This is a genomic window from Chitinophaga pinensis DSM 2588, from assembly GCF_000024005.1.
Lineage (GTDB): Bacteria > Bacteroidota > Bacteroidia > Chitinophagales > Chitinophagaceae > Chitinophaga > Chitinophaga pinensis.
Map to the genome: position 1 here is coordinate 6,488,175 of NC_013132.1, position 18,620 is coordinate 6,506,794.

General features: G+C 45.9%; 1 protein-coding gene. It reads right to left on the reverse strand.

Annotated elements, in window-relative coordinates; all coding sequences use genetic code 11:
- Window positions 1–6: 6 nt before the first annotated feature.
- Window positions 7–18,615, reverse strand: coding sequence for a non-ribosomal peptide synthase/polyketide synthase (locus tag CPIN_RS25715; RefSeq protein WP_012792788.1), 18,609 nt, complete (start codon window positions 18,613–18,615; stop codon window positions 7–9).
- Window positions 18,616–18,620: the final 5 nt, after the last annotated feature.

Below are 18,620 nucleotides of genomic sequence, written 5' to 3' on the forward strand. Positions count from 1 at the left end.
TACAAGCTAGAAAGACAAAATATTTTCGTCTGTATCCTGGGTATCTTCGAGGAATTTGTTAAGTTCTTCATAAGTGACGTCTTTCCCCAGACCATAATCGGACGGAGTATATATACTTTTTTCCTGTTCCAGGCAATGTCTGATCATTTGCGTGAGAGAAAGGATATAATCGTCGCATAGTGATTTAATAGTTAACTCCTCGTATTGAAGACTACTATAACTCCAGCTGACCCAGAGCTCACCACCATAGACAATACTGTTGAGCACCATTTTACTGAACGCCTGCTGACCTGGAGCAGATACCTGTCCATGTACTTCACTGGCAGGGCTAAACCATTCACGACCGGCGGTTATATTGTCCAGCTGTCCCAGATAGTTAAACATAATATCCCATGGCTGTTCTCCTGACAAAGAATGATCTTCATTAATGTATTTTAGTACACCGTAGCCAATTCCTTTTGCAGGTATCTGCCGTAAACTTTCCTTTGTGCCGATCAGCCAATCTCTGTCGCCATCAGTTACAGGTCGTGTTAAGCGAACGGGATATAAATTCGTAAACCATCCTACAGTCCGGCTCAGATCCACCTCATTCGATAAAGCTTCGCGGCCATGTCCTTCCAGCCCCAGCACAATGCTATCTTCTTCCATCCACCGGCAAAGTATCCGCCCCAATGCACTTAAGAGCACGTCATTAATTTCTGTCTGATATACACGTGGCACCTCCTGTATTAACTGTCTGGTCAACTCAACAGGTAGTTTTGCGGTATAAGTACGCTGATCTCCTAACAATCCAATGCCTGCCTCGGGTTTATCCTTACGAAGTGGTTTATAGGATTGGTGTACACTTTGCCACCAGGCACGCGTGTCCTGAAGTGCAGCATCAGTACCGTAACGTTTTAAGGTTTCATACCAGGTACGATAGGAACTTGTTTTACGGGCAGGACTTACTGTATCACCGTTCTGAAACGCAGACAACAATTGATCAAGTTCTTCTAGCAGGATACGCCATGATACACCATCCACTGCAAGGTGATGAATAACTAATAAAAGGCGGTTAGCCGTCTCTGAAGAAGGTGTCAGCATCAAGGCTGCGCTGACCAATGCACCCTGAAAAATATCAAGACTGCGCTGTGTCTGCTCACCAATATCCTGAATATGGGATAATAGAGCCTTGGTATCAGCAACAGACTGGAGATCATGCACTTTCAATCTTGGGATATAATCTCCATAATGTTGTTGCCATTTCCCATTCTCCTTTCGATAACGGAATCGTAATGCATCATGATGCCCTACCAATTGCTGCAGCGCCGACTGTAAGGTTTCTCGGCTGATGCGCTTATCAATATTCAGTAAGATGTCCTGGTTATAATGTGAAATATCTTCCGGCGCCCTGTCAAAGTACCATGACTGAATAGGCAACAGTCCGGCGCTGCCGGAAAGTCTACCCTGTTCACTACTGGCAACATCGTAGAATGCCCCTCTGCCTGATACCACATCAGATAACTCGGCAATAGTCTGACTCGAAAACAGATCAACCACCTGTAATGCGTATCCGGCCTTCCTGGCCCGACTTACAACCTGGATCGTAATGATAGAATCGCCGCCTAATTCGAAGAAATTGTCATGGATACCTATATCATCCACGCCAAGTAATTCTGACCAGATTATGCTCAGATTTTGCTCCACCTCATTACGAGGACCTGCATAATCACTCGCTGAAGTCATACTGATTGCCCGGTTTGACAACGCTGACCGGTCTACCTTCCCATTTGTCGTCAATGGTATCACATCCAGACGGATGATATGAACCGGTAACATGTACTCGGGTAAACGGCTCCGCAGATAAGATAATACCAACTCCGTGTTCAGCGCTGTGTCACTGACGATATATCCGATCAGTTGTTTCTGACCCGCACGTTCTTCATGTACTACCACCACAGATTGATCTACACCTTCATACGAACTCAGTACACTCTCTATCTCCCCAGGTTCTATGCGGTAGCCCCGAACTTTTACCTGATCATCAATTCGACCATGAAACAACAACGTCCCATCCTGCGTCCAGCTCGCGAGATCACCCGTACGGTACATACGCCTACCCGCTACACCGGCAAATGGATCCGGCACAAACTTTTCTTCCGTCAAAACAGGCTGATTATGATACCCTCTCGCTACCTGGTACCCTCCTATGTAGAGTTCTCCACATATCCCAGGAGGCAAAATAAGTCCCTGCTCGTCCAGGATATAAGCCAGCGTATTGGCCAAAGGTCGGCCTATTGGAACCAGACCGCCAGGATGATCAATTTCTTCCAGGTATTCATATTCTATGGCGGTTACCGTCGTCTCCGTCGGACCATATTCATTGTAAAACCGTACATAAGCACCCCAGTTACGCGCCAAATCTGACGGACATACATCTCCACCTGCTATGACACGGCGAAGACCTCCATAACGGCCAGCCCGAAGCGTACTTAAAAAGCCGGGAGTTGCATGAAGATGGGTAATACCTGTCTCTTCCAACAGGCTGCAAAGTCTTTCGCCGTCATGCAGCGTCTGATCACTCATCAACACCAACGTGCCGCCGGCTGATAATGCCAAAAATATCTGCTCTACTGAAGCATCAAAACTGTAGTTAGAAAATTGAAGTATACGATCGGTACGGTCAATTCCAAAATAGCTTATCTGACTCCTTATCAGATGCACCACTGCATGATGAGGCACCTCTACTCCTTTCGGCTGACCCGTCGTTCCCGAAGTGTAGATCATATAAGCCAGATTACTACCTGATGCGTGCTGCACTACTTTCGTTACAGGCATTCCCGACAATATCTCAGCGGATTTATCCAGCTGGAACAACGCTATATGTTCACTATATGGCAGGTGGTTGATATTAGCCGTATTGGTCAGAATAATACTACATCCACTGTCAGCAGTAATATATCTCAATCGCTCAGATGGATGCGATGGATCGAGCGGAACGTAAGCACCGCCGGATTTGAGGATCCCCAGTATACTGACTATCATCTCCATTCCTCTTTCTAAGCAAATTCCGATACGGTTCTCAGGCATAATACCCTGACCAATTAAATAGTGCGCCAGCTGATTACTACGTTCATCCAGTTCCCGGTAAGTTAACACAGACGACTCAAACAACAACGCCGGACTATCCGGTGCTACTACTGCCTGCTGCATGAATAGATCTGACAGGGTAACTTCCGAAAGATTATCCGTCAACGGACTATTAAATTCCTTTAGCAGACGGCGCTCTTCTGCTGCTGTCAACAACCGCAGTGCTGAAGTATTCAATACCGTCCCATTCGTAATCTGAGACAGCACATATTCAAAATGGATCCTTATCTGACGGGCATAAAACGGGTCGAGCAGGTCCGCATTATATTTAATCTGTATAGCAATCACATCTTTTAGGCTGATAGCAATACTTAGCGGATAATTATCCAATTCGTCTGAAGACAGCTCTCTTACCTGCAATGGACTATCATAGGTGATTGCTTTAGTTTCTACGGGATAATTTTCAAAAATCATAATGCTATCAAACAGGTCACCACGTACATTTGTGCGGGATTGAATATCATTCAGTGCAGTATATTGATGCTCCCTCGACTCCATTTGTTCCGCCTGCAATTGCTGTAACCATTCTGATATATTCTGATCTTTACTTAATGATGAACAAAGAGGTAAAGTGTTAATATACATACCTACACGTTGTTCAACATCTTTCAGATCTGCCGGCCGGCCGGATACAATTACGCCATACACAACACGTTGATGTCCGGTATATGTATGTAATAGCCGGGACCAGACACCCTGCATTACGGTATTGACCGTCACCCTGTTCTGACGGGCATATGTTTCTATGAGTGTGGTAGCTGACTTATTCAATTGTAACAGCTCCGACTCAAACTTGCCGGCGCCCCTGGTTCTATCCGACTTATTAGAAATAAACGGTAACAATGTTGCACCATTTACACCCGATAAATATTTTTTCCAGTATGCAGCTGATTGGTATTTATCCTTATTCGAGATATAGCGGATATAATCTTCATAACGATCTTCTTCTACCTGTACAGGTAAAGCATTTATTGACAATTGCTCATACAATTCGCGGAATTCCTTCATCAATACAGCCGTTGACCATCCATCCAGCAGTATGTGATAAAAAGTAAACAGCATATGGTACTCCTCTGGACCTGTCTGTAACAGCAGTATCCTGATCAGTGGCGGATGTGAATATTTAAATCCTTTCTGACGTTCCTGGGCAATATGCTCTTTTATCACGCGTCGTTGATCAGCTTCCTCAATGTTACGATAGTCAAGTACAGCTATATCCATTTCCACATCACGATAAACACATTGTACCGGTATACGAAAAACATCATAAAAAAAGCCGCTTCTTAATATGGTATGATGTGATAACAATTGCTTCCATACCTGTCTGAATACAGATACATCAAGATTCAACAATCGGCAACTGATCGTATCTACATAGGCACCCGACTGTGCATCATACAATCCGTGAAAAAGTATACCTTGCTGAAGACCATTCAGACGATAAATACTTTCTATCAGATCGCCACGACGACGGCCACCCTCCTGCGCCTCTGCAAAGGCATCTAACTCCTCATAGCTCACATCTTCTCCCAGACCATAGTCTGAGGGCGTGTACGAGGACTTAACACCGGATACACAATGACCGATCAGTAAAGACAGATCTTCTACATAATTATCACAAAGCATTCGTATCGTCTGCTCTTCAAAATGATGACGGCTGTAACTCCAGCTGATCCAAAGCTCTCCGCCGTACACCATACTGTTCACCATCATCAGCCCTCCCGAAGGCTGGTTGGCTCCAGCAGCAGGACCATGCGGTTCATCCGATGGGCTGAACCAGTCGTGACTGCTTTTTACACTGTCTAGCTGACCCAGATAGTTAAATACGATATCCCAGGGACTATTGCCTGAAAACGAGGTATCACCATTCAGGTACTTCAACACACCGTACCCAATCCCTCTATCAGGTACACGACGTAGCTGTTCCTTGGTACTGATCAGCCAATCCCTGGCCCCGTCAGCAGCAGGACGGGTGAGCTGAACAGGATAAAGACTCGTAAACCAACCTACAGTACGGCTCAGGTCTATACCTTCATCCAGCTGTTCACGACCATGACCTTCCAGACCTATCACAACATCCTCTCTGCCCGTCCAGCCGCTCAATGTCCGCGACAGACCGCCCAGTAATACATCGTTGATCTCCGTATGATAAACACGGGGTACTTCCTGTAATAGCTGACGGGTAAGATCAGCCGGCATTTTTACTGAATAACTATACATATCGCTCATCAGCACAGGCCCCTGATGCAATTTATCTGTAGGCAAAGGAAGGTATGCCTGCTGAACGCTCTTCCACCAGGAATGCTGGTCCTGTAAACGCGCACTGTTTCCATACGATTTTAATGTCTCGTGCCAGCTCCGGTAAGAACTGCTTTTAAGACCCAGGTCTGTATTATTCCCTAACAATAACTGATCAAGATCTTCGAGGATGATACGCCAGGACACGCCGTCTACACTCAGATGATGAATAACTATTAACAAACGGTTGTATGATTCCCAAGCCGGTGTTAATATGAGCACACTTTTTATTAAAATTCCCTTGATGATATCAAGACTACTTTGTGTTTCCGCGGCTATTGACTGTATACCCGACAGTAACTCACTATTATCTGTGGAAGACTTCAGATCATGTATTTCCAGTTTGAAAATATGATCTCCATATTCCTGTTCCCATATTCCATCCCTGAGCTTGTAGCGGAATCGCAATGCGTCATGCTGATTAATTAACTGCTGTATTGAGATCTGCAACGTTTGCCAATTGACGCGTTTGTCAATATTTAGCAATACATCCTGGTTAAAATGGGAAATATCAACAGTATCCCTATGCAGGTACCATGACTGAATAGGTAGCAATCCTGCTTTTCCCGTCAGACGATCTTGCTCTGCCAATATTACGCCAGATACCTGTCTGCTGCCAATCACTGACGATAAAGTAGCTATTGTCTGATAAGTAAATAATTCCTGAGGTTTTAAATAATAACCAGCCTTTCTGGCTCTGCTTACTACCTGGATACTAATGATGGAATCACCACCTAATTCAAAGAAATTATCATGAATACCTACCTTAGTAACGCCAAGCAGTTCCGACCATATAGCAGCGAGACCAATTTCTACAGCTGTCTCAGGCGCAACATAGCTACGGCTTTCTGTTATTCCTGCTGACGCTGACAACAAACGTTCACGATCTACCTTCCCATGTGCCGTCAGAGGGATTTCTGATACCTCATTCAAATGATGTGGTATCATATATTCCGGTAGAAGATCTCTCAGGTACAATAACAACGCTTCCCGGTTAAAAGAACTATTACTCACGATATAAGCACTCAGGTGAGGCTGACCTGATTGTAGCTCCCGTAACAACACTACGCTCTCTGATACACCAGGGGCACTATTCAACACATTTTCTATCTCCCCTAACTCGATACGGTAACCTCGTAGTTTCACCTGTTCATCCTTACGACCCAAAAATTCTATTGTCCCATCGGGTAGCCAACGCGCTACATCACCCGTACGGTATAAAACAGCTTCGCCTAACGCCGGAATACCACCCCGTAAAAAACGAGCCGCCGTTTCCTCGCCCTTGTTCAGATATCCCGCTCCTACCTGAAGCCCGCCTATGTATAACTCTCCGGGGATGCCTATACCACTCAGACAACCGCTATCATCAAGGATATACAGCGACACATTATCTATTGGACGACCTATCGATATGCCATGACTACCTTCCTGATATTCAGCACCCATATGACACCTATATACACTCACCCCTACCGTCGTTTCCGTTGGGCCATATTCATTGATCAATTCTACCCGACTATCAGATGCCAACCCTGACAAATGATGACGATGTAATTCCTCTCCTCCTATGATCAAACGACCTGTCACATCTCCAGGCAATAGATCTGAGCCCAGGGAATGACCCAAAAGACTCAGGTGAGATGGTGTTAGTTTGATAAAATCATATGGCGCATAACGACGCAGATAAACGTCCTCAAATACTTCATGACCACTTCCGCGGCTTAATACAACAAGGCGTCCGCTTAGCAGCGGTACAAACAAACCTGTCACAGATGCATCAAAGCTAAACGACAGGTGCACATAGCTGCCAGAACCTACACCTCCGGTTCCCACATACTCACGCATGCCGTATCGGATATAATTCAGCAGATTGCCATGGCTGATCTGAACGCCTTTGGGCACGCCGGTTGAGCCTGATGTATATATTACATATGCGATCGATTCATCGGAAGGAACTACAGACCGCCGCTCAGATGATGATATTGCTTCTCCGGCTATTATCCATTCCAGCGATACAAGCGAGGATACCTCGGCTCCGGACAATACACCCGATGATAAGGAGCCGTCACTCAATACAACACGGCTACCCGTATCTGATAACATATACATGATCCGCTGCGCAGGATAGCTGCTGTCTACAGGAACATAGGCACAACCCGCCTTCAACACTCCCAGCATACCTATTACCATCTCCATAGATCGGTCCCCAACAACGGGAACCAGTTCTCCGGCAATAACTCCCGCTTTATGCAGATAAGCCATTACTTTATCTGACTGCGCATCCAGTTCTCCATAACTCAGTTTTCTTTCCCCGCAAACAAGCGCCACTGAATCACTTTGCGCCTCCACCTGCCGCATGAACAGCGACAACAGATGTTCTTCTCCTGAAGACTCTACCGCTGCTCCATGGCTGTAAGAAAGCACCCGGGTCTGTTCTTCTTCAGGAAGTAAAACGATATCCTCCAATGAACGGACAGTGCCCGATATCACCTGTTGCAGCACATGATGGAATTGTGCCAGTGATTGCGCTACATACCCCCCTTCCAATACCACACTGTTATACTTAAACTGGATATGTAATTCCTCACTCGCTGATATCGTGATACTCAAAGGATAATTATCCTGCTCCTGCACTTCCAGACTTCTTACATCCAGCGACCACTTTCGCTCAGAAAGCACTTTACTTACAGGGTAGTTCTGGAATGCAAGCGTACTGTCGAACAGATCACCACTTACACCCGCATGGCCCTGTACCAGATTTAAAGAACTGTACTGATGTTCCCGCGATTGTAGCTGCTCCTGCTGTAACTGTTCCAGCCATAATGATATATCCTGACCGGAACGCCAGCGTGAGCGCAACGGCTGCGTATTGATATACATACCTACTCGATGCTCTATCCCTTTCAGCTCTGCAGGACGACCTGACACTATAACTCCATAGACTATATCATCACTACCTGTATATTTATGTAAAAGGATTGACCACACGCCCTGCATCAACGTATTAACCGTCAACCGGTGCTGATGCGCATAACGCTCTATCGAAGACAGTACCGATCTATCCAAACGAAGTACCTCCTCCTTATAAATTCCATTACCTTTCGTTCGCTCTGTCGCCACATCCATAAACGGTAATAAAGTACCGCTCTCTAGCCCCGAAAGATATCCTCCCCAATAAGATGACGAGCTATAATGATCTTTTTCTCTGATATAACGGATGTAATCTTCATAACGGTCTTCTTCCCGGAAAGGCAACACTGAGCCACAGGACAGCTGCTCATAGACTTCCAGAAATTCCTGCATCAACAAAGGAACGGACCATCCATCCAGCAGGATGTGATGGAAACTCCAGGTCATATAATAACGGATATCAGATGTTCGTATAAGACTTACACGCATCAAAGGACCACGCTCAAACGAAAATCCCCGCAGCCGATCGCCTTCCCGATACGCAGCTATTAATGACACGGCATCTTGTTCACCTCGATAATCATACTCTTCTATCGGCATTTCTACATCACGGTAAACAACCTGTACCATTATCCTGAATACATCATGGTAAAAACTGCTACGCAGTATGCTATGCCGCGATAACAATATCTGCCATACCTGTCTGAACAGGGAGACATTCACATTATCCAGCACACTATTGAACTGCGTGATGTAAGTACCATTGGCCGACGCATTGTATAAGCTATGGAACAGCATTCCCTGCTGAAGGCCACTTAAGCGGTAGATGCTTTCCAGCTGATCGCCACGACGACGGCCTCCTTCCTGCCCTTCTATAAAGGCATCTAACTCCTCATAGCTCACATCTTCTCCCAGACCATAGTCTGAGGGCGTGTACGAGGACTTAACACCGGAGACACAATGGCCGATCAGTAAAGACAGGTCTTCTACATAATTATCACAAAGCATTCGTATCGTCTGTTCTTCAAAATGATGACGGCTGTAACTCCAGCTGATCCAAAGCTCTCCGCCGTACACCATACTGTTCACCACCATCAGCCCTCCCGAAGGCTGGTTGGCGCCAGCAGCAGGACCATGCGGTTCATCCGATGGGCTGAACCAGTCGTGACTGCTCTTTACACTGTCTAGCTGACCCAGATAGTTAAATACGATATCCCAGGGACTATTGCCTGAAAACGAGGGATCACCATTCAGGTACTTCAACACACCATACCCAATCCCTTTGTCAGGTACACGACGTAGCTGTTCCTTGGTACTGATCAGCCAATCCCTGGCCCCGTCAGCAGCAGGACGGGTGAGCTGAACAGGATAAAGGCTCGTAAACCAACCTACAGTACGGCTCAGGTCTATACCTTCATCCAGCTGTTCACGACCATGACCTTCCAGACCTATCACAACATCCTCTCTGCCCGTCCAGCCGCTCAATGTCCGCGACAGACCGCCCAGTAATACATCGTTGATCTCCGTATGATAAACACGGGGTACTTCCTGTAATAGCTGACGGGTAAGATCAGCCGGCATTTTTACTGAATAGCTATACATATCGCTCATCAGCACAGGCCCCTGATGCAATTTATCTGTAGGCAAAGGAAGGTACGACTGCTGAACGCTCTTCCACCAGGAATGCTGGTCCTGTAAACGCGCACTGCTTCCATACGCTTTTAATGTCTCGTGCCAGCTCCGGTAAGAACTGCTTTTAAGACCCATATCGACATTATGTCCATTATTGTAAGCTGACAATAACTGATCAAAATCTTCCAGGATAATACGCCAGGATACGCCATCTATCCCCAGATGATGCACGACCAGCAACAACCGGTTAGCGGACTCCGATGCCGGGGTTAGTATCAGTGCCGCCCTTACCAAGATACCACTGGTGATATCCAGACTACCCTGTACATACGTTCCTATCTCCTTAATCTGCGCCAATAAACCGGCGCTATCTGTTATATGCTGCAAATCATGTACTTCCAACTTCGGTATATAATCTCCATATTCCTGTTCCCATATGCCATCCATGAACTTATAACGAAGCCGCAATGCGTCGTGATAATTAATCAGTTGCTGCAGACAAGCCTGTAAAGTTTCCCTGCTAAGCCTTTTATCAATATTTAATAAAATATCCTGGTTAAAATGAGAGACGTCTGTTGTTTTTCTTTCAAGATACCATGACTGGATAGGTAATAAACCAGCCTCTCCTGTCAACCGCTCCTGTTCGTCGTCTCCTGTCCTGAAAAGGGACGAGACCCTTGTTAATAGTGATACAGACAGCTCCGCAATAGTCTGACTGGAAAACAGATCACCGACCTGTAATGCATATCCTGCTTTTCTAGCTCTACTTACAACCTGAATACTAATGATAGAATCACCTCCTAACTCAAAGAAATTGTCATGGATCCCCACCCCATCAACACCGAGTAACTCCGCCCAAATAGCAGCAAGCTGGCTTTCCAGTTCATTACGCGGAGCAACAAAGCCACTCGTTATTGTCTGACTGATATCCATAGCAGACAATTGTCTGCGGTCAACCTTTCCGTTGGAGGTCAACGGCAGTTGATCCAGGAAGATCAACTGCGCAGGTACCATATATTCCGGTAAACGGCTACGCAAATGTGTATACAATAATGTTTTATCAAAATCAGCATCCTTACCGGTGATATATCCTATCAGTTGTTTATTCCCTTGTATACCTTCATGGACCACAACTACACATTGAGACATAGCCGTTGCTTCATTTATAACTGCTTCTATCTCCCCTGACTCGATACGGTAACCTCGTAGTTTCACCTGTTCATCCTTACGACCCAAAAATTCTATTGTCCCATCGGGTAGCCAACGCGCTACATCACCCGTACGGTATAAAACAGCTTCGCCTGACGCCGGAATACCACCCCGTAAAAAACGAGCCGCCGTTTCCTCGCCCTTGTTCAAATATCCCGCTCCTACCTGAAGCCCGCCTATGTATAACTCTCCGGGGATGCCTATACCACTCAGACAACCGCTATCATCAAGGATATACAGCGACACATTATCTATTGGACGACCTATCGATAAGCCATGACTACCTTCCTGATATTCAGCACCCATATGACACCTATACACACTCACCCCTACCGTCGTTTCCGTTGGGCCATATTCATTGATCAATTCTACCCGACTATCAGATGCCAACCCTGACAAATGATGACGATGTAATTCCTCTCCTCCTATGATCAAACGACCTGTCACATCTCCAGGCAACAGATCTGAGCCCAGGGAATGACCCAAAAGACTCAGGTGAGATGGTGTTAGTTTGATAAAATCATATGGCGCATAACGACGCAGATAAACGTCCTCAAATACTTCATGACCGCTTCCGCGGCTTAATACAACAAGGCGTCCGCTTAGCAGCGGTACAAACAAACCTGTCACAGATGCATCAAAGCTAAACGACAGGTGCACATAGCTGCCAGAACCTACACCTCCGGTTCCCACATACTCACGCATACCGTATCGGATATAATTTAGCAGATTGCCATGGCTGATCTGAACGCCTTTGGGCACGCCGGTTGAGCCTGATGTATATATTACATACGCGATCGATTCATCGGAAGGAACTACAGACCGCCGCTCAGATGATGATATTGCTTCTCCGGCTATTATCCATTCCAGCGATACAAGCGAGGATACCTCGGCTCCGGACAATACACCCGATGATAAGGAGCCGTCACTCAATACAACACGGCTACCCGTATCTGATAACATATACATGATCCGCTGCGCAGGATAGCTGCTGTCTACAGGAACATAGGCACAACCCGCCTTCAACACTCCCAGCATACCTATTACCATCTCCATAGATCGATCCCCAACAACGGGAATCAGTTCTCCGGCAATAACTCCCGCTTTATGCAGATAAGCCATTACTTTATCTGACTGCGCATCCAGTTCTCCATAACTCAGTTCTCTTTCCCCGCAAACAAGCGCCACTGAATCACTTTGCGCCTCCACCTGCCGCATGAACAGCGACAACAGATGTTCTTCTCCTGAAGACTCTACCGCTGCTCCACGGCTGTAAGAAAGCACCCGGCTCTGTTCTTCTTCAGGAAGTAAAACGATATCCTCCAATGAACGGACAGTGCCCGATATCACCTGTTGCAGCACATGATGGAATTGTGCCAGTGATTGCGCTACATACCCCCCTTCCAATACCACACTGTTATACTTAAACTGGATATGTAATTCCTCACTCGCTGATATCGTGATACTCAAAGGATAATTATCCTGCTCCTGCACTTCCAGACTTCTTACATCCAGCGACCACTTTCGCTCAGAAAGCACTTTACTTACAGGGTAGTTCTGGAATGCAAGCGTACTGTCGAACAGATCACCACTTACACCCGCATGGCCCTGTACCAGATTTAAAGAACTGTACTGATGTTCCCGCGATTGTAGCTGCTCCTGCTGTAACTGTTCCAGCCATAATGATATATCCTGACCGGAACGCCAGCGTGAGCGCAACGGCTGCGTATTGATATACATACCTACTCGATGCTCTATCCCTTTCAGCTCTGCAGGACGACCTGACACTATAACTCCATAGACTATATCATCACTACCTGTATATTTATGTAAAAGGATTGACCACACGCCCTGCATCAACGTATTAACCGTCAACCGGTGCTGATGCGCATAACGCTCTATCGAAGACAGTACCGATCTATCCAAACGAAGTACCTCCTCCTTATAAATTCCATTACCTTTCGTTCGCTCTGTCGCCACATCCATAAACGGTAATAAAGTACCGCTCTCTAGCCCCGAAAGATATCCTCTCCAGTAAGATGACGAGCTATAATGATCTTTTTCTCTGATATATCGGATGTAATCTTCATAACGGTCTTCTTCCCGGAAAGACAACACTGAACCGCAGAACAGCTGCTCATAGACTTCCAGAAATTCCTGCATCAACAAAGGAACGGACCATCCATCCAGCAGGATGTGATGGAAACTCCAGGTCATATAATAACGGATATCAGATGTTCGTATAAGACTTACACGCATCAAAGGACCACGCTCAAACGAAAATCCCCGCAGCCGATCGCCTTCCCGATACGCAGCTATTAATGACACGGCATCTTGTTCACCTCGATAATCATACTCTTCTATCGGCATTTCTACATCACGGTAAACAACCTGTACCATTATCCTGAATACATCATGGTAAAAACTGCTACGCAGTATGCTATGCCGCGATAACAATATCTGCCATACCTGTCTGAACAGGGAGACATTCACATTATCCAGCACACTATTGAACTGCGTGATGTAAGTACCACTGGCCGACGCATTGTATAAGCTATGGAACAGCATTCCCTGCTGAAGGCCACTTAAGCGGTAGATGCTTTCCAGCTGATCGCCACGACGACGGCCTCCTTCCTGCCCTTCTATAAAGGCATCTAACTCCTCATAGCTCACATCTTCTCCCAGACCATAGTCTGAGGGCGTGTACGAGGACTTAACTCCAGAGACACAATGGCCGATCAGTAAAGACAGGTCTTCTACATAATTATCACAAAGCATTCGTATCGTCTGCTCTTCAAAATGATGACGGCTGTAACTCCAGCTGATCCAAAGCTCTCCGCCGTACACCATACTGTTCACCACCATCAGCCCTCCCGAAGGCTGGTTGGCGCCAGCAGCAGGACCATGCGGTTCATCCGATGGGCTGAACCAGTCGTGACTGCTCTTTACACTGTCTAGCTGACCCAGATAGTTAAATACGATATCCCAGGGACTATTGCCTGAAAACGAGGGATCACCATTCAGGTACTTCAACACACCATACCCAATCCCTTTGTCAGGTACACGACGTAGCTGTTCCTTGGTACTGATCAGCCAATCCCTGGCCCCGTCAGCAGCAGGACGGGTGAGCTGAACAGGATAAAGGCTCGTAAACCAACCTACAGTACGGCTCAGGTCTATACCTTCATCCAGCTGTTCACGACCATGACCTTCCAGACCTATCACAACATCCTCTCTGCCCGTCCAGCCGCTCAATGTCCGCGACAGACCGCCCAGTAATACATCGTTGATCTCCGTATGATAAACACGGGGTACTTCCTGTAATAGCTGACGGGTAAGATCAGCCGGCATTTTTACTGAATAGCTATACATATCGCTCATCAGCACAGGCCCCTGATGCAATTTATCTGTAGGCAAAGGAAGGTACGACTGCTGAACGCTCTTCCACCAGGAATGCTGGTCCTGTAAACGCGCACTGCTTCCATACGCTTTTAATGTCTCGTGCCAGCTCCGGTAAGAACTGCTTTTAAGACCCATATCGACATTATGTCCATTATTGTAAGCTGACAATAACTGATCAAAATCTTCCAGGATAATACGCCAGGATACGCCATCTATCCCCAGATGATGCACGACCAGCAACAACCGGTTAGCGGACTCCGATGCCGGGGTTAGTATCAGTGCCGCCCTTACCAAGATACCACTGGTGATATCCAGACTACCCTGTACATACGTTCCTATCTCCTGAATCTGCGCCAATAAACCGGCGCTATCTGTTATATGCTGCAAATCATGCACTTCCAACTTCGGTATATAATCTCCATATTCCTGTTCCCATATGCCATCCATGAACTTATAACGAAGCCGCAATGCGTCATGTCTGTTTACAAGCTGCTGTAATGCAGACTCCTGGAACTCTCTGCTAAGCCTTTTATCAATGTGCAGTAGCACATCCTGGTTATAATGTGAAATATCTGCCGGCATACTTTCCAGGTACCAGGATTGAATCGGCAGCAGGCCGGCACTACCTGACAGTATACCCTGTTCTGTTGAATGATGTCTATAATCGCTCACCCCTGATAACATTGCAGCAAGTGCCGCCACATGTTGTTGTGTAAAAAGGTCTTTGGGCTTTAGACCATATCCTAATTTTCTTGCTCTGCTGACAACCTGGATAGTAATAATTGAATCTCCTCCTAACTCAAAAAAATTATCATATATACCTACATGCGGCACTCCAAGCAGCTCTTCCCATATACTGACCAGATGCCGCTCAGTCTCATTTCGTGGCGCAACATATCCAGCACGTTGAATGGTGTTGACATTGATTGCGAGGAGTTGCTTTCGGTCAATCTTCCCGTTTGAGGTTAACGGAATATGTTCCAGCTCAACAAGCACCGCTGGTATCATATAATCTGGCAGACGGTTAGCCGCATACTGGAGTATGTGAGATTTATCGGACATCCCGGATACAACGATATAGGCTACCAACATTTTATGCCCGGAGTCATCCGTCTTCATTAATACGACGCTCCGTAAAACGCCCGGAGCCTCGCTTAATACTGACTCCACCTCACCGAGTTCAATGCGGAAACCACGAATTTTCACCTGGTCATCAGCGCGGCCCAAATATTCGATATTCCCGTCTGCCATCCAACGTGCGAGATCACCACTCTTATACATCCTCGCTTCAGGCAACTTACTAAACGGATCCTTCACAAATTTCCCGGATGTAAGCTCCCTGCGATTGAGATATCCACGACTTACACCGGCCCCTCCCACATAAAGTTCACCCGGAATACCGATACCACATAACCCTCCCCATTCATCCAGAATATAACATTGTAAAGTTGGGATAGCAGCTCCAATGTTACTTACCTTTTCCTGTACCTCTTTCTGGCCTATTTCCTTATAAGTTACATGCACTGTTGTTTCAGTGATACCATACATATTGATCATCCGGCAGGATGGAAAGTGTGTCATCCATTTTTCCAGACGCGCAGGATGGAGAGCTTCGCCGCCAAATATCACGTATCTTAGCTGTAACGCTGGCATAGTATCAAGTACAATATCCTGAAGCGTATAAAAAGCCCCCGGTGTCTGATTCAATATAGTTACCTTCTCTCTGGACAATAATGAAACAAACAGCTCAGTATCCCTGGAAACTTCCTTACTTACGATCACTACACGGCCTCCATTTAATATCGCTCCAAATAATTCCCAGACAGAAAAATCGAAGCAAAACGAATGGAATAACGTCCACACGTCTGATGAACCAAAATCATACAAAGCTTTGTCAGTTTTAAACAGCCGTACAACATTTCTATGCTCAACCAACACTCCTTTGGGCAAACCGGTAGAACCTGATGTATAAATCACATATGCCAGATGATATGCATGCAGGTTATTGGGTACGCTATCAGCATAATCCATCCCTGACCATTCGGCCGGATCACTAATACATATAATTTTTCTCTCTCCGGATGCACCTATTATCGCCTGGCGTCCAGCATCATCTGTAACGCAGATAGCTGCGCCGCAATCTTCAATAATATATTTTATACGATCCACCGGATAGGCGGGATCAATCGGAACGTAGGCTGCGCCGGATTTCAATATGCCTAATATGCCAACGACCATATCGACTGTTCTCTCTGTACAAAGAGGCACCAGCATATCTTCTTGTATAGCAAGGCTTCGCAGATGATTTCCAAGCCTGTTACTACGTCTATCTAATTCCAAATAACTGATATGTTCATCACCCACCGTTAATGCTATGGCGTCGGGTGTTGCAATGACATGTTTTTCAAAAAGCCCCAGAATTGTATCATGAGCCGGATAGCTGATGTCAGTTTTATTGAACTTAGTCAACAATTGTAATTCATCAGAAGCTGACAATGTTTTCAGGTGCCCTATCGGTGTATTTACGTCCGCGACAATAGAATGTAATAACTGCTCATATTGCTCGAGCATAGCACCGACAGAGGACTCTTTATATAGGTCTGAGAGATAGGTAACCGTCAAAGCTATGCCTTGAGAAGAGGTTGTTACATTAAAGTTGAGCTCAAACTGAGAAGTAAACTTTTCCGTTCCCTGAGGCGTCAGCCTGATACCGCTGAAATCCAGCTCGTCGGAATCTGGCAGATTTTGTAAGGCAAACATTACCTGAAAAATTGCATTCCGGCTCAGGTCCCTGGGAACCTTCAGCGCTTCCACTATTCTCTCAAAAGGGATTTCCTGATTTTCGTATGCGTTCAGCGTAGTGCTCCTCACACTTTGTAACAGTTCGCTAAACCGTGGATTACCACTCAGATCACTACGTAAAGCGATCGTATTGACAAAAAAACCAATAAGGCCTTCAAGCTCTTTGTACTGTCGGCCGGCAATCGGGGTTCCTACACAAATGTCTTCCTGTTTACTGTATCGTTGTAATAGCACCTTAAAAGCAGACAATAAAAGCATAAACAAAGTCACACCTTCCTGCCTGCACAAAAGATTTAACTTATCCTTCAGTTCCCCGGAGATGCTCCTGCTTACTTTGCCGCCATTGATTCCCTGTTCGGCAGCACGTTCGAAATCCACAGGTAACTCCAACGGAAGGACGCCTGTCAGCTGCCTGACCCAATAGTCAAGTTTCGTCTGAAAATTACCATTTGACAAATGTTGTCGTTGCCATATTGCATAATCAGCATACTGTAATTTCAATGGTGGTAATGCACCGGATATTCCCTGTTGTCTGAATCGGTAAAGGTTCGTTAACTCTTTTACCATCACAGATATCGACCATCCATCAAAAACAATATGATGTAGCACTGCTACCAGTATGTGTTCATCTTCCTCCAGCCATATCAACTCTACTCTTAAGAGCATTTCTTCAGAGAGATTAAATGGTTTGAATATCTGTCCGTTAATGTACTCTTCTACAGAGCTTCCTCCACGCAGAATATCACTACTTTCCGTATACTTCATCTGCCACCCGCCCTCATTCAGGATATACTGTGAGCCTACACCATCTGTTTCCCGTATCACAGTCCGAAGTATTTCATGACGACCGACAAGCTCACGGAAGGCGTCTTCAAGTATTGCTACATCCAGATGACCACTCAGCTGAAAGACCCACGGCAGGTGATACTGCGTACTTCCTTTCAGACGATCTATCAGCCATAACCGCTCTTGTGAATAAGATAACGGTATTATTGGTGGCCGCTCACTCAAGGGTATGTTCATTGCCTCAGCAACCACCTTTCTGGACTTCCATTTCTCACTTTTTAAAAAGTCAACGATCGCCAGACTATTTGACTTTATATCTTCCAGTAGGTTTTCATCCGGTATAGCATCAGCCAGCATTTTAACCTCCAGATCATCTTTGAGCAAAGTAAGACCAATACGCTGCTTTTTAGCCCTGTAAAGGATATCAATAATTTTATTAGATGACATATGCC

What these genes read in the sequence shown, in the direction of transcription:
- CPIN_RS25715 (WP_012792788.1), bottom strand. Translation starts at nt 18,615, where the DNA reads ATGTCATCTAATAAAATTATTGATATCCTTTACAGGGCTAAAAAGCAG.